At 66.1% G+C, this 18,292-nt stretch carries 17 protein-coding genes and 1 pseudogene; 11 read left to right on the plus strand and 7 right to left on the minus strand.

Features of this window, described 5'->3' with window-relative positions; translation table 11 throughout:
* Positions 1–44: 44 nt before the first annotated feature.
* Positions 45–1,343, minus strand: coding sequence for an ABC transporter substrate-binding protein (locus Y704_RS0110950; protein WP_253904300.1), 1,299 nt, complete (start codon positions 1,341–1,343; stop codon positions 45–47).
* A gap of 156 nt (positions 1,344–1,499) precedes the next feature.
* Between Y704_RS0110950 and Y704_RS0110955 the strand changes: the two genes are divergently transcribed.
* The 5 genes and pseudogenes from Y704_RS0110955 to Y704_RS0110975 all read left to right on the plus strand — a co-directional run bounded on the left by Y704_RS0110955 (position 1,500) and on the right by Y704_RS0110975 (position 5,991).
* A complete protein-coding gene (locus tag Y704_RS0110955) occupies positions 1,500–2,255 on the plus strand; it encodes a FadR/GntR family transcriptional regulator (RefSeq protein WP_051476940.1) in 756 nt (251 codons plus the stop codon).
* A 351-nt stretch (positions 2,256–2,606) separates the two neighbouring features.
* Complete coding sequence (locus Y704_RS20585) at positions 2,607–3,842, plus strand: ScyD/ScyE family protein (protein WP_051476941.1); 1,236 nt, start codon at positions 2,607–2,609, stop codon at positions 3,840–3,842.
* A gap of 145 nt (positions 3,843–3,987) precedes the next feature.
* Positions 3,988–4,482: a universal stress protein gene (locus Y704_RS20590; RefSeq protein ID WP_035772400.1), complete on the plus strand. Its 495-nt coding sequence runs from the start codon at positions 3,988–3,990 to the stop codon at positions 4,480–4,482.
* A gap of 49 nt (positions 4,483–4,531) precedes the next feature.
* Positions 4,532–5,285 (plus strand): annotated as a pseudogene (locus Y704_RS20595) (amino acid-binding protein).
* Positions 5,286–5,337: 52 nt separating this feature from the next.
* Positions 5,338–5,991, plus strand: coding sequence for an aspartate/glutamate racemase family protein (locus Y704_RS0110975; RefSeq protein ID WP_026550156.1), 654 nt, complete (start codon positions 5,338–5,340; stop codon positions 5,989–5,991).
* Between the two features lie 22 nt (positions 5,992–6,013).
* Here the strand turns inward: Y704_RS0110975 and Y704_RS0110980 are convergent, their stop codons facing one another.
* The 5 genes from Y704_RS0110980 to Y704_RS0111000 are packed head-to-tail and all read right to left on the minus strand — an operon-like array spanning position 6,014 to position 11,525.
* Positions 6,014–7,453: an amidase gene (locus Y704_RS0110980; protein WP_173401134.1), complete on the minus strand. Its 1,440-nt coding sequence runs from the start codon at positions 7,451–7,453 to the stop codon at positions 6,014–6,016.
* Positions 7,450–8,685: an amidohydrolase gene (locus Y704_RS0110985; RefSeq protein ID WP_026550158.1), complete on the minus strand. Its 1,236-nt coding sequence runs from the start codon at positions 8,683–8,685 to the stop codon at positions 7,450–7,452. Before Y704_RS0110985 ends, Y704_RS0110980 begins: the two co-directional genes overlap by 4 nt.
* A gap of 29 nt (positions 8,686–8,714) precedes the next feature.
* Entirely contained in the window at positions 8,715–9,440 is a 726-nt protein-coding gene (locus Y704_RS0110990) for a hypothetical protein (RefSeq protein ID WP_026550159.1), read from the minus strand.
* Between the two features lie 29 nt (positions 9,441–9,469).
* A complete protein-coding gene (locus tag Y704_RS0110995; RefSeq protein WP_026550160.1) occupies positions 9,470–10,225 on the minus strand; it encodes a DUF5058 family protein in 756 nt (251 codons plus the stop codon).
* A gap of 25 nt (positions 10,226–10,250) precedes the next feature.
* Positions 10,251–11,525, minus strand: a complete 1,275-nt coding sequence (locus Y704_RS0111000) for a M20 family metallo-hydrolase (protein ID WP_035772402.1) — start codon at positions 11,523–11,525, stop codon at positions 10,251–10,253.
* Positions 11,526–11,786: 261 nt separating this feature from the next.
* Here Y704_RS0111000 and Y704_RS0111005 point away from each other — a divergent pair, with 261 nt between their 5' ends.
* A complete protein-coding gene (locus tag Y704_RS0111005) occupies positions 11,787–12,755 on the plus strand; it encodes a LacI family DNA-binding transcriptional regulator (RefSeq protein WP_253904301.1) in 969 nt (322 codons plus the stop codon).
* Positions 12,756–12,828: 73 nt separating this feature from the next.
* Here the strand turns inward: Y704_RS0111005 and Y704_RS20600 are convergent, their stop codons facing one another.
* Positions 12,829–13,281, minus strand: a complete 453-nt coding sequence (locus tag Y704_RS20600) for a PGPGW domain-containing protein (protein WP_051476942.1) — start codon at positions 13,279–13,281, stop codon at positions 12,829–12,831.
* Between the two features lie 328 nt (positions 13,282–13,609).
* Between Y704_RS20600 and Y704_RS20605 the strand changes: the two genes are divergently transcribed.
* From Y704_RS20605 to Y704_RS20610, 5 genes are all read left to right on the plus strand, one after another.
* Entirely contained in the window at positions 13,610–14,650 is a 1,041-nt protein-coding gene (locus Y704_RS20605; protein WP_051476943.1) for a LacI family DNA-binding transcriptional regulator, read from the plus strand.
* Positions 14,647–15,981: an ABC transporter substrate-binding protein gene (locus tag Y704_RS0111020; RefSeq protein WP_026550163.1), complete on the plus strand. Its 1,335-nt coding sequence runs from the start codon at positions 14,647–14,649 to the stop codon at positions 15,979–15,981. The genes Y704_RS20605 and Y704_RS0111020 overlap by 4 nt, the downstream gene beginning before the upstream one ends.
* Positions 15,982–16,055: 74 nt before the next feature.
* Positions 16,056–17,066 (plus strand): carbohydrate ABC transporter permease, encoded by a 1,011-nt coding sequence (locus tag Y704_RS0111025; protein ID WP_026550164.1) that lies wholly within the window; start codon positions 16,056–16,058, stop codon positions 17,064–17,066.
* Positions 17,066–17,956, plus strand: coding sequence for a carbohydrate ABC transporter permease (locus tag Y704_RS0111030; RefSeq protein WP_026550165.1), 891 nt, complete (start codon positions 17,066–17,068; stop codon positions 17,954–17,956). Before Y704_RS0111025 ends, Y704_RS0111030 begins: the two co-directional genes overlap by 1 nt.
* Positions 17,953–18,292 (plus strand): alpha-amylase family glycosyl hydrolase (locus Y704_RS20610; RefSeq protein WP_035772408.1); only part of this gene is annotated, 340 nt, incomplete at its 3' end. The genes Y704_RS0111030 and Y704_RS20610, both read left to right, overlap by 4 nt.

Raw genomic sequence — 18,292 nt, forward strand, 5'->3', positions numbered from 1 at the left:
TTTGCTGACCGGGACGACGACGGCGCTGGGCGGTGCGGGTCTGTCTACTCGCGTTCGTCGTCGAGGAACTGCTGGAACGCTTCGTCGGCGGCGTCTGCTGCCGCAGCGACGTCGCCGCCGGTGATGCCGACCACGATCGGGTCGCCGACCACTTCACGGGCTTCGCCGACGTTGATGACCAGCGGGCGGTCATGCCCGACGCCGTTTTCTGCACTGACCTCGATGGCTGCAGCGAGGTCCTCGGGGTAGGTCTCGGTGCCGGCGGGGTCCGACCAGACCGAGTTGCGCGGTCCGGGAACTCCCGCCTGCTGGATCTCCAGGACCATGTCCTTGCTGGTGGCCCACTCGATGAACTTCCAGGCGTTGTCCTGGTTGTTCGAGGCTTCGTTGATGCCGAGGCCCCACGAAGGAACGTTGTAGGGCTTCGACCCTGCAGGGCCTGCAGGCATCGGCGCGAATCCGACCGTCTCGGCAACCTGCGAGTTGGCAGGGTCGGTGGCGTTCTGGTACAGGCTGTCGGCCTCGGTGTAGAACGCGGCGCCGCCCTGGGTGAAGATGGCCATCGCCTCGGGCCAACTCATGTCGGTGCTGACGTTCGCCGGTCCGTACTGGTTGATCATGCGTCCGTAGTACTCGTAGGCTTCCTTCGCCTCGGGTGAGGCGACGGCGGAGTTGCCCTCGTCGTCGATGAAGTCGCCACCGAATCCGTAGAGGAAGCTGGAGAACTGCGTCACCGCCGGTGATTTGCCCGTGCGTGCGACGAAGCCCGCGATGTCCGGGTTTGCTTCATTGATCTGCTTGGCAGCGGCTTCGAGGTCCTCGAGGGTTTCGGGCACTTCGAGGCCGGCCTGCTCGAGGAGGTCCGTGCGGTAGTAGAGCACTTCGCGCTCGGTGATCGTCGGGACGCCTACCACCTGGTCCTCGAAGCTGGTGGAATCGACGGGGCCGTCCTGGAAATCGTCCCATTCCCACTCGGGGTTGGAACTGACCCGCTCGGTGAGATCGGCAAGGTAACCGTTCTGCGCGAAGAGCTTGCCCTCCTGCAGCGGCCGGTACATCATGACGTCTATCTCATCCGTGCCGGCGTTGAGCTGCACGTTGTACTGGGCGGACAACTGGTCCTCACCCAGCTGGGTGAGCTCGACGGTGAGGCCGGTTTCTTCCTCGAACTCGGGAATGGACTCGATGATCTTCTCGGTCCACACGTGGTTTGCAAGGGTGACGCGCACGGTCTCGGAAGCCGCTTCGTCACCCCCGCCGCCACTGCACGCCGCCAAGGATCCGCCTGCAAGGATGGCTGTGACCGCCGTCATTCCGGCGACCCGCAAAGTTTTGCGTTGCACTGTTTCTCCAGCTCTCTTCATTGAGTAGCGACCGGTGTTGGCGGCGCCAGGAGTAGATGCGCGTTTACATCTGCTATAAAAAGCAATGGTAGTGAGTTAGATCATACTTATGCAACCAGGAGGGTTCATTGGTATGCGCTTGGTACGCTGTCCGACATGCACACGGCCGAACAATCCCAGGTCCTCACCGTCGCACCCACTGTTGCCTTCGCGGGCCTGCACGCATCGATCGTGGACAAGATGGGCCTCGCCGTGAGCGCCGGGGACATGGCCAGCGGGTCCGTCGTGCGGATCGAGGAGCTTGAGGAGCGCTTCGGCGTGTCCCGCTCCGTGATCCGTGAAGCCCTGCGGGTCCTGGCGTCGATGGGGATGGTCGAGTCCCGTCGGCGCGTCGGAATACAAATCCTGCCGGCCACGGAATGGAACCTTTACGACCCCCAGGTGATCCGGTGGCGCCTGGCATCACCCGGGCGCGTGGCCCAGCTGAGATCGCTGACCGAGCTGCGGACCGCCGTCGAACCCCAGGCAGCGCGGCTCGCCGCCCTGCGTGCGCCACTCGCGGATGCGAGCGAGCTGATGGGGCTCGCCGGGAAGCTGTGGGCGGCGGGGCAGAACGGGGATACCGAGTTGTTCCTGAAGCTCGACATACGGTTCCACCGCCTGGTGCTCTCGAGCTCGGGCAACGAGATGTTCGGCAAGCTGAACTCACTCGTGGCGGAGGTTCTCACCGGCCGCACGCACTACGGGCTCATGCCGGAGCACCCGCACGAAGAGGCGCTGCAGATGCACGTCGATGTGGCGAGCGCCATCCAGCGTGGCAACCCGGTGGATGCGCAGGCAGCCATGCTCGCCATCATGGATCGCGCACTGACCGAAATGAGCACGCTCTGGGATGAGGAAGCACACCAGTAGCTCCTCACGTGTCCGGCACGGCCCCCTTCCCCGCACGCTCGTTTCCCCACAGCCCCTCCACCACGTGGCTCCGAAACTTGTGCACACGTGGTGGGTGTCGCCGTCGTACACCCACCACATCTGCGCAACTTCTTGGGGCGGCAGGGCGGCAGCGGCGCTGATCCCGCGCACGATTCCTGGAACCGTGGGCTGACCGACCTCTGGACGCTCGTTTGACCCCGGCGTAGCATAAAGCACACGCCTACCGGACTTCGCAGTGTCCGTAGAAGGCCTAGACCAGCGGTATGCCCGCTGCTCGGTTGCTGGGACCGGACGTCAGTCTCTCACCCGTATCGCCCATAGGACACCATCATGAAGGATACAAACACGTCCATTTTGACTGCAGCCCTGCTCAGCATCGCCTTTGTATCAGCCACCGCGCCGACCGCCGCTGCCGATGACCGTCACTCGCACCGCGGCTGGACTGTCACAGCAGGCGAAGAAACCATACTCACCGAGGGTTTCGCCGGCCCCCTGCGCGTTGCCGTCGGACGCGGCAACACCGCCTACGTCTCCCAGAATTTCGGTGGTCTGCTCACGGAAGTTGATCGGAAGGGCAACCCAGCCGAGCTCTACAGCAATCCGGGGACCGAGGTAGGGGGCGTTTCCGTGGACAAGGGCAGCATCTACTTCACCGAGAGCATCGGCGGTCCGGACGAACCACGTCCCGACGTTGCCAACCTCAGCGTGTACAAGAGGGGTGCGGTATCGAAGCTCGCAGACCTGAATGCGTATGAGGTCAAGAACGACCCCGACAAGAAGGCCGCCTATGGTTTCCAGGGCGTCAAGGACACCTGTCCATTGCCGACTGAAGCCGTCCTCTTGACGGGGCCGCGCGGTGGAGAGGTGTATTCGCATCCCTTCGCCACGGCTCCATCCCGCAGCGAGATCTATGTTGCGGATGCCGGGGCCAATGCGATCCTCGCAGTGAACAAGCACAACGGTGCCATCAGAACGGTTGCCGCACTCCCGCCGGTGCCCATCGCAGTCGACACGAAAGTGCTGGCTTCGCTCCAGGCTTTCCTGAAACAGGTTCCGGAGTTCAAGAACGTTGTACTTCCGGAGTGCACGGTCGGTTCCACCTTCAATTCCGAACCGGTACCCACCGACATCGAGATCGGTGACGACGGGTTCCTCTACGTCACGTCACTTCCGGGAGTACCCGAAGCTCCCGGGTCCGGCTCAGTGCTGCGGGTCAATCCATGGTCCGGGGAGATCACGAAGGTTGCGACCGGTCTCACGGGGGCCACGGGTCTGGCCATCGACAAGCGGGGGAACATCTTTGTAGCCGAGTTGTTCGCCGGCCGCATTTCCGTGATCGCAGCAGGAACCAGCACGCCGACGCTGTTCACCGAAGCAGCGTCGCCGGCCGACGTCGAAATCGACGGCAAGTACCTGTACGCGACAACGAATGTGCTCCCGAGTGGACCCCCTCCCGGAGGAGAGCCCCCTGCCGAAGGAGAGCCCGCTCCCGCAGCGGATACCAGCGCTCCGGAACCGGAGGGCATGCTCGTCAAGATCCGGCTCGAGTACGACCGTGGCCGCTGAGGCATTGCCCGGAGGGTGCCCTGGCGCCCCCCCGGGTCCCCCGGAAAAGACGCCTCCCGCCGGGTCAGGAAGTGCGCCGGAGACGTAAAATGAGCAGTATCATCCAGCGTCACCGGATGGCGCTGTCCACCAAAGGAGAACTGCCATGGACACCACTCCGGAGGGGCCTCGAATCGTCGTCGGCGTTGACGGTTCGGAACCTTCCATTCTTGCGCTACGGTTGGCGGCACAGCTCGCGCCGGCCCTCGAGGCACGGGTGCACGCCGTCTCCTGTTGGGATTTTCCACCCCTCTTTGCCGGGTACCTCCCGCCCGATTTCTACACGTTCGAGGGCAAGGCGACGAAAATCCTCCACGAGGCCCTCGAGAAAGCCTTCGGAGCTGAGCCTCCTCCCGGGATGACCACCGCTCTGGAGCGCGGCCCGGCTCCGGCCACGCTCGTCAAAGCGGGAGCCGACGCGCAGATGCTGATCGTCGGCCGGCGCGGACACGGCGGTATCCGGGGCATGCACCTCGGCTCCGTGAGTACGGCCTGCGTTGCCCATGCGCCGTGTCCGGTCCTTGTGGTGCATGAGGAGACGAAGCCCAAGCCGCCTCGGCGCCCGAGGCCCAAACGACAGGCGGAGCTGTACGTCCACTAATTCACCTCGCCGTAACCTTCCGGCAACGGCGGCTCGCAATACTGGGTTCATGAGGCGGAAAATCAAGCAGTTCCCGACAGCGGAGCTTCGCTGCGACTCGTGCGGTTCGCTTCCCGAGCCGGGTAGAACCCGACTCACCCTGGCCAATGTGGCCGTGATGCTTCCCATCGAACTGGTGGTTCACGCCCTGGTGGTCGATACCGGGTTGCCCTATCTTGCGAAAGTCGCCGTCCTGGCCGTGGCAGCAACAGCCCTTGTCATCTGGGTGGCCGAGCCGTCGGCTATGCGCCTGCTGCGCTCCTGGCTGCATGCCCCCCGCCCTCCACCACCGCAGCAGGCCGGCCGCGGCGCCCGCACTCTGGCGGGCGAGGGTGGTGCTGGCCGATCGACCCGGCGCCCTTGAGCAGATCACCCACCAACTGGCCCGGCGAAACGTCAACACCCTCGGAATCTCTGTGCACCCCGTGGTGGTCGGTGTCTGGCCCACCACACCGCTGGCGCTGGCTGACGGCCAGACGCGTGCGCTGAACCTGGCGACGCACCTCGCGCGTCATCCTGACAGGCTTCCGGACGCCATCTCCGAACTGCTGGGCGCCGACGTCGTTCCACCACACCGGCACGCAAGCGCTCGTGCTGGTTCCGCCGTCCTGAAAGTTCCCACTGCCTGGAACGGGCCGCTGATGTTCTCCCGCGAGGGCCAGCCCTTCACCCCCGCGGAATCGGCACGGGCGCACCGGCTGGCCGAACTCGCTGAGATCCTCGGGCAGCTCCGGCAGTCGCCTGCTCCCACTCCCTGCTCCTGATCGGCGTCCGCCGACCAGGGCTCCCTTCCTGCACTCCGCGAAAGGCTCCACCATGAGAGTTGGTCTCATTCGGGCACTATCCACCACCGACCAGCGGCTGCTCCACACGCACGGCCGCCTGCTGAATACCACCTTCGGGTTCGACGTCACCACGCGCTGCATTCCCGATCAGCCCTACGGAGTCCACGACGCCGCGTCCCTTGAGGCAGCGGGTCCCAAGGTGGTTGACCTGGCTCGGGAGATGGCCGGAGAAGTCGACGCCCTCATCATCAGCTGCACCGCCGATCCAGGGCTCGAGGAAGCCCGGGCCGTCGTCAGCATTCCGGTGATCGGGGCCGGGTCGGCAGCCGCTGCGGCGGCCCTCACCTTCGGCGGCCGCGTGGGCGTCCTCGGCCTCAAGCACTCAGTGCCCAGCCCGGTTTCCAGCGCGTTGGGGGAACGGATGGTCCTCATCGACGGGCCCGACGGCGTGGAAACTCCCAATGGCTTCCTCCTGCCCACGGGCATCTTCGACACCCTCGCGGGGGCCCAGATGCTCGCCGAAGCCGGGGCCGGCGTCATCCTCCAGGCGAGCACCGGCCTCAGCAGCATCGGCATGGCCGAGGTACTCCGCCGCAAGCTCGGCCTTCCGGTGATCGACGCCGTGACGGCCGCCGGTTCCATGCTGACCTCGGCGGTGTCGATGCGGAGCCCGCAGCTCGTTTAGGAGACGCTGCATCCGCGACTCGTCAGCCCGGTTCAGGTGCCCGCTGAGCCCAGCCCGTGGCCTGCTCGAATGCGTATGCGACCTGCAGCAGCTCGACATCCCTGCCGGACGCCGTGGCCAGCTGCAGGCCCACGGGCAGGCCGCCCTCGCTGAAGCCGGCCGGAACCGACACCGCCGGCAGCCCGGTCGCCGAGATCAGGCACGCTGACCGCATCCAGTCGAGGTACGTTTCGAAGTCCACCCCGTTGACCGACGTCGGATACCGCTCCACGGCATCGAACGGCAGCACCTGGGTGGCCGGGCTCGCGAAGACGTCGAACGTTCCGAAGAATTGCCGCACACTGTTGTCCAACCGGGTACGAGCCAGGGCTGCGTCCACGAGGTCCTGCCCTGTCAGTTCCCACCCTTTCACCACGTTCCACCTCACCTCGGGCTTGATGACCTCGCCGTGCTCGATGACCAGGTCGCCGTAGTTCAGCGCGAAGTCGAACGCCCGGGTGGTACCGAACACCTCGTCGGCGTCGCGCAGGTCCGGGGCGGCTTCCTCCACGGTCGCGCCGAGGTCCGCGAACACGGCGAGCTGGCTTTCGAGGACGCGCAGCACCTCCCGGTCCACCGGCACACCGAGACCGAAGTCCGCCGACCACCCGATCCGCATCCCTGTCAGGTCCCGCTGCAGGGGAGCGCTGAACGGACCCAGCACCGGATAGCCGTAGGGCGAAGCGGCGTCGGGGCCGGCAATCGCTGTCATGCCCAGCGCGATATCCTCGACACCGCGCGCCATGAGCCCTGCCCGGCCCAGCCAGGACCATGCGTTACGGGTGGGTGCGATCGGCACCACCCCGAGCGACGGCCGGTAGCCCACCACGTTGCAGAACGACGCCGGAATGCGCAGCGAACCGCCCATGTCGCTGCCGTCGCCGAGCGGCTGGATCCGTGCCGCGATCGACGCCGCCACTCCCCCGCTGCTGCCGCCGGCGCTGCGCGAGAGGTCGTACGGGTTGACCGTCGTGCCGAAGACCTCGTTGAAGGTGTGCGACCCGGCCGCGAACTCCGGCACGTTCGACTTGCCCGTCGTCACCACACCGGCGGCCTTGAGCCGGCCGATGATGAGGTCGTCGAACGTCGGCACGAAATCCCGGAAGATGACCGAGCCCTGCGTGGTCCGCAGGCCCTTCGTGTTGTTCGTGTCCTTGTGCGTCATGGGCAGGCCGTGCAGGGGCGGGAGGTCGGCGCCCGACGCCGCGAGCTCGTCCGCCGCGAGCGCCAGCTCGGCAGCTCCCTCGCGGTCCTGCGTCACGATGGCGTTGATTGCACCGTTCACCTCGTCGATCCGTGCGAAGTGCGCCCCGAGCGCCTCCCGCGCCGATATGTCCCGACGTCGGATGGCACCGGTGAGCGCGGTGGCGGACATCGTGCAGATGTCGGTGCCGGTTGCGCTGCCCGGAGGTGCTTCACTCATGAAGCGGTCCCGACCTTTGACAGCAGCGCCGTCATCGCCGCCCGCACACCGGTGGTCAGCGTCGGCTCGATCTGCGGCGCGAAGAACGGCGAGTGGTTCCCGGGAGGCGGGGTGTCGCCGTCGAGCTTGTCCTGCGGGTGGCCGCCGAAGAACCAGTACACGCTCGGCACTCCGATGGCCTCGGCGAGGAGCCCGAAGTCCTCGCTGCCCATCACCGGCGGCGACTCGATCACCGCGTCCTCGCCGAGCACTCCGCCCAGTACGTCCATCAGGTCCGCGGTGGAGGAAGGATCGTTGTAGCACTGCGGGAAACTCGAGATCTCTGAGATCTCGGGCGACGGCGCCCCCGACGCGTCAGCCTCTGCTGCGAGAATCCGCCGCAGCGAGCCGAGGACCCGCTCGCGCACTTCCGGATCGAAGGTCCGCACGTTCAGCGAGAACTCCGCCGATGCCGGAATGATGTTCTCCTTCAACCCGCCGTGGAAGGTGCCGACGGTCACCACCGCCGACTTCATGGGGTGCACCTCGCGCGCCACGATCGTCTGAATGCGCACCACCATGTGCGCGCCGAGCACGATGGGATCGATCGACTGCTCGGGCTGCGAGCCGTGCGCCTGTTTCCCGTGCACGATCACCTTCCAGGAATCCGCCATCGCCATCGCGGTGCCCTTGCTGATGTTCACCGTCCCGGCGAGCCCCGGCCACACATGCTGTCCGTAGATGATCGACGGCTTGGGCGCCTTGTCCCACAACCCGTCCTCGACCATCGCCTTCGCCCCGGCCCCGGTTTCCTCCCCCGGCTGGAAGATGAACACCACGGTTCCTGCCCACGCGTCCCGATTCTCCGTCAGCAGCTGCACCGCGGTGAGCGCCACAGTGATGTGGGTGTCGTGCCCGCAGCCGTGCATCACCGGCACCTCCGTGCCGTCGGCCAGCGCGCCCGTCGTCGTGCTCGCGTAATCGAGCCCGGTGTCCTCCTGCATCGGCAGGCCGTCGGTGTCGGCGCGGTAGCCGATCACCGGACCGTCGCCGTTGCGCAGGATCCCGACGACGCCGGTTCCGCCGCACAGGAACGAATCGAGTCCGAGGTGGGTGAGTTTTTCAAGGATGAACGCTGCCGTGTGCGTCTCCTGCATGGACAGTTCGGGGTGCGCGTGGAGGTGCCGATAGAGCTCGTGCATCGAGGATTCGTGCGCTTCGGAGAGGTGAAAGACGGCGGTGTCGATGGTCATGGGTTTCCTTTCGGGGGACGGGAGGAGGTCTAGTTGACGAGCGTAGTGGGCGCCGCAGCGTCCTTGCGGGAGCGCAGGAACCAGGCGAGCGTCGCGGTGAGCAGCACGACGATGCCGGTGGCGGGCTTCGCGAGGGCCGGGACGGCGGGCACCAGGACGAAGAGGACCAGCAGGGCGACCGCGAAGGCGATCACGGTAACGCGGGGCTGCCGCACTGTGACAATCAGCTGCACGAGGACCGCTCCGATGATGCTGGGGAAGATGTACAGGCGGGCGACGTCGACGACGTCCGCCGGGATGATGCTGACCAGGTAGGTGCCGAGCACCCCGACGAAGAGCAGCATCGAGAACACGTGCACCATCGCCGCGCCGCAGATGGCCATCAGGGCGGAGAACTCTCCGCGCTTGGTACCGGCCTTCGCTCCGATGGTCGCCTGCGCCACCAGCGCCGAGGGCAGGAGTTTGTTGGCGATGTTGCCGATCATGAACGCCTGGTACATGGCGGCCGGGCCGAGCACCGGGAAATAGGTGATGGGCTCCACGAACCACAGCACGAAGAAGGCGGCAGCCACTGCGAGGTAGGCGGCCCAGATCATGCTCCCGGTGATGCCGAGGTCCGTGGAGAACACCAGATAGACCGGTGCAGCGAGGGAGAGGATGAGGGCGGTGATCATGGTGATCCGGCCCCAGCGGGTGGTGGTGCGGTCGAACTCGGCGATGGAGCCCGAGGTGGCCGCGGCAGTGCGTGAAGACATCGTTTTTCCCTTTCGAGGAGGAATACTGCCTAGGCCGCCGGGGCCATGCCGGAGGTGTGGGCGATGTAGGCGACGGCGAGGCCCACCAGGATAGAGATGCCGAGCCCCCACTCCCGCAGCCAGGACGCCGACATCGCTTTGGCGAGCAGCAGGCAGACGAACATGGTCGCCGCGGAGACGAGGATGGAGATGATGTGGACGGGTGTCTTGCCGAACTCGGCGACGCCAAGGCTCGCGAACGCCCCGATGAGCGCCGCGGCGGGGACGATCATCATGAGGGCGGGATTCACCCTGCGCAGCTTCGAGTCTCCCCGTGTGAGGATGGGCGTGAGAATCAGCGTGGCGAGCATCCACCCGGCGCCCGACAGGCTCATGGCCATGAAGGCCACCACGAAGACCGCCTGCGTGTAGTCCGGCCCGCCGAGGGCTGCGCCCATGGTGCCCGCTGCGAGGCTGGCGGATGCCGATTCAGTCGCCGCCGATCCCACCAGCCCGATCCGCACCAGCACGGCCGGTGTGCCGAAGAGGGTCAGGAGCGCAATGCTGACCAGCACGACGGCGAGGGACGGCCCGATCGCCGCCACTGCGCCCGCACGGAACGAGTCCTTCAGCTCCGCGGCCGAGATGTCGGCGGCCGGGCCTGCCTTCTTCGCGGCCTTCATGTAGACCAGGGACTGCACGATGATGGCGCCGAAGACGCCGATGGCCAGGACCCACAGGACCGGCAGGTTCGCGATGCCGAGGATGTCCGTGGATGCTCCCTCGGGCGTGAGTGTTGTTTTCATGGCTGCTCCGAACTGAGAAGGATGTTCATGGGGTTGCCGTCACCCGTGTCAGGTCGGCGGTGTCGAGGGCCTGCAGTGCGTGGACCAGCGCCGTGACGCCGGTCGCGATGTCGCTGGTGTCGCTCCACTCCTCGGGGCAGTGGCTCTTGCCTGCCCGTGAAGGGAGAAAGATCATGCCCATCGGCGCCAGCGTCGCCATGTGGACGGCGTCGTGGGTCGCCCCGCTGGGAATGGGCATCCAGGGGATGCCGAGGGTGTCCGCCGCAGACGCGACGACGTCCTGGACTCCGGGACTCGCGTGCACCACCTCGTTGTCGGTCGACCAGTCGAAATTGACGTCCACACCGTATTCCCCGGCTTTGGCGAGGATTTCGCCGGTCAGCCGGCCCTTGACACCGCCGAGCCAGCTGGTGTCGACGCTGCGGACCTCGCTCATCATGCGCACCAGGGACGGCACCACGTTCGGCGAGCGCGATTCGGACTCGACGCGGGTGGTGGTGGCGACTCCGTGGGTGGGAGCACCGCAGCCCTCGCGGCGGACGGCCAGGACGGCTTCGGCGGCAGCGATCATCGCATCCTGCCGGTCCGTCATCGCCGTCGTCCCCGCATGGTCCGCGCTGCCGGAGAAGGTGGCGATGAACCGTTCGATGCCGGTGATGGCGGTGACGATCCCGAGCGGCAGTTGCCGCTGCTCGAGCGTCGGCCCCTGCTCGATGTGCAGTTCGAGGAAGGCGTGGAGCGGTTTTCTCGCCCACTGGACCTGCGTCAGCGCATCGGGGTCGAGGCCGAAGTCCGTGTAGGCCTGGCCGAGGCTGACCCCGCGATAGTCCTTCCGGTCGAGATCCGCCGGCGTCAGCTCCCGTGCGGCGGCGCGGCTGCCGAGGCAGCTCAGGCCGAAGACGTTGGATTCCTCGCCGAGGAAATCCACCACGAGCAGGTCCCGGGAGAGCCGCGTTCCGGACTCCCGCAGTTGACGTGCGGCCTCGATCGCCCCCACCACACCTACGATGCCGTCGAACCGCCCACCGCCGTCCACGGTGTCGGTGTGTGATCCCGTAACGAGGGCGGGTGCGTTCGGACTGGCTCCCTCGAGTCGCCCGATGATGTTGCCGGCGGGGTCGGTCGAGACGTCGAGTCCGGCGTCCCTCATCCGTGCTGCTGTCCACTGGCGTGATTCCCGGTAGGGAGCGCTGAACACTTCGCGCGTCCAGCCGTTCCGGTCCGGATCCCGGTATCCGGCCAGTTCCGTGATGCCCGAATCGAGGCGCTCGATGGTGCCGGTGTCGTGGTCGCTCGTCATACATTCCTCATCCGTGGTGCAATCGTTTGCAGAAGCGTGCCAGGCCGGGTGATGCCGATGGAATATGATCTATATCACACTAGATGTCGGGGATTTCGTCAAGGTTTCCAATGAATTAAGTTCGAAGGGCTCTGTTTACCCGCAAACCTTTGCACGCTCCACGCGCTGGTGCCCCTACACTGCCTGTAAGTCCAATGAAGGAGTCCCGCCATCGCACAGCACACTGCCTCCGCGGGGCATCCGCGCGTCACCCTGGCAACAGTGGCCCGCCACGCGCAGGTGCACATCTCGACAGCCTCGCGGGCGCTGGGCGACGACGCCGCCGGGGTGAGCGCCGAGACGGTCCAGCGCGTGCGGGAACTCGCGGCGATGCTCGGCTACCGGCGTGACGTCGGCGCGGCGGGCCTGAGGACCGGAAGTTCCCGGCTCATCGGCGTCCTGGTTCCCCGCCTCACCGACATCGTGCTGGCCACCATCTACGAGAGCATCGACGTCGCAGCCGGTGCCGCCGGGTACAGCACCGTCGTGGCGAACACGCTCGACGACGCCACGCACCGCCGTTCACGCCTTGACGCCATGCTCTCGAGGCGCATCGACGGCGTCATCATCGGCGACTCGCACCTCGGCGACACGGCTGCGTTCGAGCTGCAGAAGCTCGGGGTCCCCTACGTGCTGGTGATGCGGAAACTCGAGGGGCACTTGTCCATCACCACCGATGATCACCGTGGTGGGCGCCTTGCCGCCGAGCACCTGCTGGGGCTGGGTCACCGGCGGGTTGGTGTCATCGCGGGGGATCTGCTGGCCAGCACCGGCATCGAACGCACCGAGGGGTTCCGGCGGGCGTTCGAGGCGGCGGGTTATCCGATCGATGACCGGTACGTCATCAGTTCCGGTTTCGACACCAGGGGCGGTCTGGCTGCCGGGACGCAGCTGATGAAGCTGGCCGAACCTCCCACCGCGATCTTCGCGGTGAACGACTTCATTGCCCTGGGCGCCATGGGTGCGATCCGCGACGCCGGCAGGAAGCTGCGGGAGGATGTGGCGCTGGTGGGGTACAACGACATCGACCTCGCGGCAACCCTGCCCGTCCCGCTGACTTCAGTGCGATCGGAGCTGGGCGAGATGGGCAGGCTCAGTGTCCAAGCACTGCTGCAGCGAATGGAGGGTTCATCAGCGGAGTCGGTCCTGCTCCCACCGGTGCTGGTGCCCCGAGCGACGACGGTCGGCTAGCAGTCTCGCCTCCGGGAGCGAGCAGTTGATGCTGCGACGGAGCGCTACGCAACCTCCCGGGCGCGGGCCCGCTCTACGACGTTCTGGGCCGGAAGCGGCGAATGCTGTACACGATGAACGCGGCGGCGAGGAGCCCCGAGAGGATGAGGCTCGAGCCCACACTCCAGCCGCCGGGCAGCCACCAGCGCTCGCCGAGCGGCCACCAGCTCGGCATCGGCGGCTGCAGGCCCCAGAGGACCCCGAGCGCTATGAGGACAAGCGCACCGCCGAAGCTCAGGGCAATATTCCGCTTGGACTTCACCCCCTGCGCGGCCGCGGCGAACGCCTTCGTCTTGACGGGCTGCAGCCACTTCCGAGCCCACTCGTACTGCTGCGCGAGGAGGGTCAGCCCGGCAACGAGCGCCAGGAGTCCCGGGCCAGGAAGGACCAGTGCGGCGAGACCGATCAGCACGAGAGTCCATCCCAGCACCAATCCGACCACGCGGCCGACCCCGTGTGGCTTGGTTCGTCCGCCGAATCTGGCCATGACGATGTGCCTTCCCGTCTGCTTCTCCCCCGATCATCCTGCCCGCTGGGCTGGAACTCCCACAACGTAAATCTTCGACGGCTGGAGCAAACGCCCTCGGGGTGGGTCGGATCCCGCCAGCTTCATTCGTCGGATTGGATGGCGGAAGAACGCCGGCCATGATCTTGCACCTTTCGATCAGGCGACCGTCATCGACCCCTGATCCGTGGCTTCCAGGTGCGTTTACGAAACGCACGGCATTTTCTTCATAGTCGATTTACGGTTAGTGCTGCAGCTCACGAAACCGTTTACGTAAACCGTTCGCGTAACGCCTCAGAGGGGAGGAACCATGACGACTATCCGGGATGTCGCCAAGCAGGCCGGGGTCTCCCCCGCCACGGTCTCCCGCGTCGTCAACGGTCTCGTCGGATACTCGGACGAGACACGCAAACGGGTGGAAGACGCCGTGCTGCGGCTCAACTACGAGCCCGATTCGCTCGCCCGGACACTCAAGACGCGCCAGACCTCCGTCATCGGCCTGCTCGCCCCGATGGTGTCCGACGCCCTGGCCTCCCAGGTGATGCGCGGCGTCGAAGACGCCGCGCGCGAGCACGGCTACGCCGTCATGCTCGGCCGTACCGGCCTGAAGTCGGCCTACATCGCGGGCTACCTCCGGACGCTGCGCACCTACCGGGCCGCCGGTGTCATCCTCATCTCTGCCGTCATCACTCACGACATGCGTCAACTCCTCGGCCCGGCGATCCCCATCATCTCCGTGGCGATCAGTGACAAGTCGGGGTCGCCGAGCGTCGCGATCAATGACGAACTTGCCGCCTACGACGCCACGCGGTATCTCCTCAAGCTCGGCCATCGGCGGATCGGACTGCTCGCGGGCGATCCGGTGTCCATCTTCGTCGCCCGGCCCCGCCGGCGCGGCTACGAGCGCGCCATGGCCGAAGCCGGCTGCAGCCCGGTGATCGCGGAGGGCACGTTCTTCTACGAGAGCGGAGCACCCGGCCTCGAGGAACTGCTGCGGCAGGAGCCCGAGCTCACGGCCGTCTTCGCCATGAGCGATGAAATGGGTGCCGCGGTCGTCAACGAACTCCAGAAGCGTGGCCGCAGGGTTCCCGAGGACGTCTCCGTCCTCGGCTTCGACAACACCTCGACTTCCCAGCACGTCCATCCGCCCCTCAGCACCATCGCGCAGCCGCTCGAGGACATGGGACAAATGGCCGTGAAGAAGCTTCTTCGATCCCGTGACCTCGGGCCGAGGATCATGCCGCACCGCCTCATCGAACGCGGATCGACGGCGGCACCGCGGGCCGGTTCCCAGCGGCAGCACCAAGTATCACCTGCAGAACAAAAACAATCACCAAGGAGCACTACATGAGGCAACGTCGCCACACCCGGCACATTCTTTCCACCACCGCAGCACTCACGATCTCGGCCCTCGCTCTGACGGGTTGCGGCGGCGGCAGCGGAGAGGCTGCACCCGAGTCCTCGCAGGGCGCAGCCGCATCCGAAGCCGAATTCGAGGGGCGCGGTCCCATCAACTACGTCTCCTCGCGTGACGCCTCCGGAGCTGCCCAGGACAGCCTCGACAAATGGAACGCCGAGCACCCCGATGAGCAGGTCACCCTCATCGAACTGCCGGATTCTGCGGACCAGCAGCGCCAGCAACTGATCCAGAACGCGCAGATCGAATCGGACACCTTCAGCGTGCTCAACCTCGACGTCGTCTGGACCTCCGAGTTCGCGGCGAACCGCTGGATCCTGCCCCTGCCCGACGATGCGCTGCCCACCGACACCATGATTCCCGCGACGGTCAATGCCGCGTCCTACCGCGACACACTCTATGGAGCCCCCTATTACACGGACGGCGCACTGCTCTACCACCGCACCGATCTCCTGCAGGCGGCGGGAATCGATGCACCACCTGGGACCTGGGACGAGATGGAAGCGGCCTGTGACGCCGTCCTGGCGCTTCCCGAAGCCGAGGGGATGTCCTGCTATGCGGGCCAGTTCGACAAGAACGAGGCACTCACCGTGAACTTCACCGAAGCCGTCGCTTCGGCGGGCGGTGCCGTGTACGACGACGAAGGCAATCCGACAGTCGATACCCCCGAAGCCCTGGCCGGCCTCACCCAGCTGAGCGATGCCTTCACGGACGGCCTCGTTCCGAGCGACGCCATCACATACCTCGAGGAGCAGGGACGCCGTGCTTTCCAGGACGGGGATGTGGTGTTCCTGCGCAACTGGCCGTTCGTCTACGCCTCCCTGACCGCCACCGACGGCTCCAGCCAGGTGGTGGACAAGTTCGGCATCAGCTCGGTACCGGGTATCGGAGAGAACCCCGGCGTCTCCACGCTCGGCGGACGCAACCTCGCCGTCTCGCCGTTCACCACGAACAAGGCCACGGCCCTGGATTTCATCAAGTTCTTCACCAGCGAAGAGGAATCCCGTGCACGGCTCGACAAGAGCTCGCGTGCTCCGGTCTACGCCTCACTTCTCGAGGACCCCGCCGTCGTCGAGCAGCGGCCCTTCTACCCCACGCTGCTCGAATCGCTTGAAAACGCCCAGCCCCGCCCGAAGGTCGTCCAGTACGGCGCCACCACAACGGCTATCCAGGAAGAGGCGTACGCGGCGCTGACCGGCGAGAAGGATGCCGAGGCTGCGCTTGCCGACATGCAGGCGAAGCTCGAGGAACTGTCCGCCGAGTAACTCCCCTGGTGTCCGCCCGGGCTCGCCCGGGCGGACACCACCCGCCTTCGAACCTGCTTCCCAGTGAGGACCCCATGAGTACGAGAACCGCCGCGGCTTCGCGGCCGACCCCGGACACCCGGCCGCCCGGACGGAAGAAATCCGGTAAGCGCTCGGCAGGCGAAGGCCGGATGGCCGCGATGCTCCTCTCACCAACCCTGCTGGTGCTCGCACTCGTGATCGCGTACCCCCTGGTCTCGGCGCTGTACCAATCGATGTTCCGTGAGCAGTCAGGCCTCGATGCCAGCGGCTTCGTCGCCGAGGGCGAGATCTTCGTCGGGCTCGGCAACTACACCGATCTCTTCGTCGGTGAGTCGGGCGCCCGTTTCCTCAACGCTTTCGGGAACACCACCTTCTTCACCGTCACCACGGTCGCGCTCGAGACGGTCCTGGGGCTCTGCCTCGCCCTGGCGATGAACCGGGCCTTCCGGGGCCGAAGCTTCCTCCGGGCGAGCATCCTGATCCCCTGGGCCATCCCCACTGCCGTCTCCGGGCTGCTCTGGCGGTGGATCTTCCAGTCGGACGGTATCGCCAACAGCCTCATCGGCAGTGAGATCCTCTGGACCGCCGAAGGCCTGACCGCGAAGATGGCCGTCATCATCGCCGAAGTCTGGAAGACCGCCCCCTTCATCGGACTCCTCGTCCTCGCGGGCATGCAGATCATTCCGGAGGAGATCTATGAGGCGGCGAAGATCGACGGTGCGGGCTTCTGGCGCCAGTTCCGTTCGATCACCCTTCCCCTCGTGAAGCCCACGCTTCTCGTCGCCGTCCTGTTCCGCCTCCTCGACGCACTGCGGATGTTCGACCTCCCGTTCGTGCTCATCGGTCCCGGCAAGGAATCGGTCGAAACGCTCTCGATGCTCGCGTGGGACGAGTCGAACCAGCTCCGCTACGGCTCGGCGTCGGCCTTCGCGATCATCCTGTTCCTCTACGTGGCGCTCGTTGCCATCGTCTTCGTCAAGCTCCTCGGCGCGGACGTCGCCGGGACCAAAGAGGTGCGGGCACTGCGCCGGGCCACCCGCACCCGAAAGGCCAAGGCACTCTGATGACCCAGATTCCCGTCCTCACTCCCGTGGAAACACCGGATGACGCCCCCCAGCGCGTGGCATGGAAACGTGGCTGGAAGTCCTACTCCGTGTACCTGGGCCTCGCCGCGATCCTCGTGTACTGCCTGGCGCCGTTCTACTGGATGCTCGTGTCGAGCTTCCGCCGGACGGCTGATATCTTCGACAACACCCTGCTTCCCCAGCCGTTCTCGGCCGAGAACTACATCAAGGTCTTCGACGGCTCCACCCTGTTCGGGCAGGCACTGCTCAACAGCCTGATCGTGGCCGGTGTGACGACGGCGGCGGCCCTGGTGCTGGGCATCTTCGCGGCTTACGCCATATCGCGGCTCAACTTCCGGTTCAAGTCGGTGATCCTCGGCGTCATCATCGCAACATCGATGTTCCCCGGGATCTCCGTCGTCGTGCCGTTGCTGCGGCTCTTCACCGATATCGGCTGGATCAACACCTACCAGGCCATGATCGTGCCAAACCTGTCCTTCGCCATTCCGCTGGCCGTGTGGAATCTGACCACCTTCATGAAGGCGCTGCCGTTCGATCTCGAGGAAGCCGCCATGATCGACGGCTGCAGCAAATGGCAGGCGTTCCGAAAGGTCCTGCTGCCCCTGGCCGCGCCGGGCGTCTTCACCACCGCGATCCTGACCTTCATCCACAGCTGGAACGAGTTCATCATCGCCCTGTCCATGGTGAATGATCCGACGGTCCAGACCGCCACGGTTGCGATCTCCAAGTTCACCGGTGCCACCGAGTTCCAGGCGCCGTTCGGCGAGCAGATGGCGGCCGGCGTGATCGTCACCATCCCTCTCGTGATCATGGTGCTGATCTTCCAGCGCCGCATCGTCGAGGGACTCACCTCCGGAGCCACCAAGTGAGTGGTTCCTGGTGGGAATCGGCGGTCATTTACCAGGTGTATCCGCGGTCGTTCGCGGACGGGGACGGCGACGGCGTGGGAGACCTCACGGGCCTCCTCGCCCGCCTGCCGTACATCGCCTCACTCGGCGTGGACGGTCTGTGGATGACGCCGTTCCAGCCCTCGCCCCAGGTGGACCAGGGCTACGACGTCAGCGACTACTGCGGTGTCGATCCGCTCTTCGGCACCCTGGAGCAGTTCGACCAGGTGCTTGACCTCGCACATTCGCTGGGGCTGCGCGTCCTGCTCGACGTCGTCCCGAACCACTGCTCGTCCGAGCACCCGCTGTTCCGGCAGG

The sequence above is a fragment of the Arthrobacter sp. Br18 genome, from assembly GCF_000520555.1.
In the GTDB taxonomy this organism is placed as follows: domain Bacteria; phylum Actinomycetota; class Actinomycetes; order Actinomycetales; family Micrococcaceae; genus Arthrobacter_D.

Bases quoted from the DNA above. Each gene is read 5' to 3' on its own strand.
- Y704_RS0111030 (WP_026550165.1), top strand. From the start codon at position 17,066: ATGACCCAGATTCCCGTCCTCACTCCCGTGGAAACACCGGATGACGCC.
- Y704_RS0110995 (WP_026550160.1), bottom strand. From the start codon at position 10,225: ATGAAAACAACACTCACGCCCGAGGGAGCATCCACGGACATCCTCGGC.
- Y704_RS0110975 (WP_026550156.1), top strand. From the start codon at position 5,338: ATGAGAGTTGGTCTCATTCGGGCACTATCCACCACCGACCAGCGGCTG.
- Y704_RS20605 (WP_051476943.1), top strand. From the start codon at position 13,610: ATGACGACTATCCGGGATGTCGCCAAGCAGGCCGGGGTCTCCCCCGCC.
- Y704_RS20585 (WP_051476941.1), top strand. From the start codon at position 2,607: ATGAAGGATACAAACACGTCCATTTTGACTGCAGCCCTGCTCAGCATC.
- Y704_RS0110980 (WP_173401134.1), bottom strand. From the start codon at position 7,453: ATGAGTGAAGCACCTCCGGGCAGCGCAACCGGCACCGACATCTGCACG.
- Y704_RS0110990 (WP_026550159.1), bottom strand. From the start codon at position 9,440: ATGTCTTCACGCACTGCCGCGGCCACCTCGGGCTCCATCGCCGAGTTC.
- Y704_RS0111000 (WP_035772402.1), bottom strand. From the start codon at position 11,525: ATGACGAGCGACCACGACACCGGCACCATCGAGCGCCTCGATTCGGGC.
- Y704_RS20590 (WP_035772400.1), top strand. From the start codon at position 3,988: ATGGACACCACTCCGGAGGGGCCTCGAATCGTCGTCGGCGTTGACGGT.
- Y704_RS0110985 (WP_026550158.1), bottom strand. From the start codon at position 8,685: ATGACCATCGACACCGCCGTCTTTCACCTCTCCGAAGCGCACGAATCC.
- Y704_RS0111020 (WP_026550163.1), top strand. From the start codon at position 14,647: ATGAGGCAACGTCGCCACACCCGGCACATTCTTTCCACCACCGCAGCA.
- Y704_RS20600 (WP_051476942.1), bottom strand. From the start codon at position 13,281: ATGGCCAGATTCGGCGGACGAACCAAGCCACACGGGGTCGGCCGCGTG.
- Y704_RS0110955 (WP_051476940.1), top strand. From the start codon at position 1,500: ATGCACACGGCCGAACAATCCCAGGTCCTCACCGTCGCACCCACTGTT.
- Y704_RS0111025 (WP_026550164.1), top strand. From the start codon at position 16,056: ATGAGTACGAGAACCGCCGCGGCTTCGCGGCCGACCCCGGACACCCGG.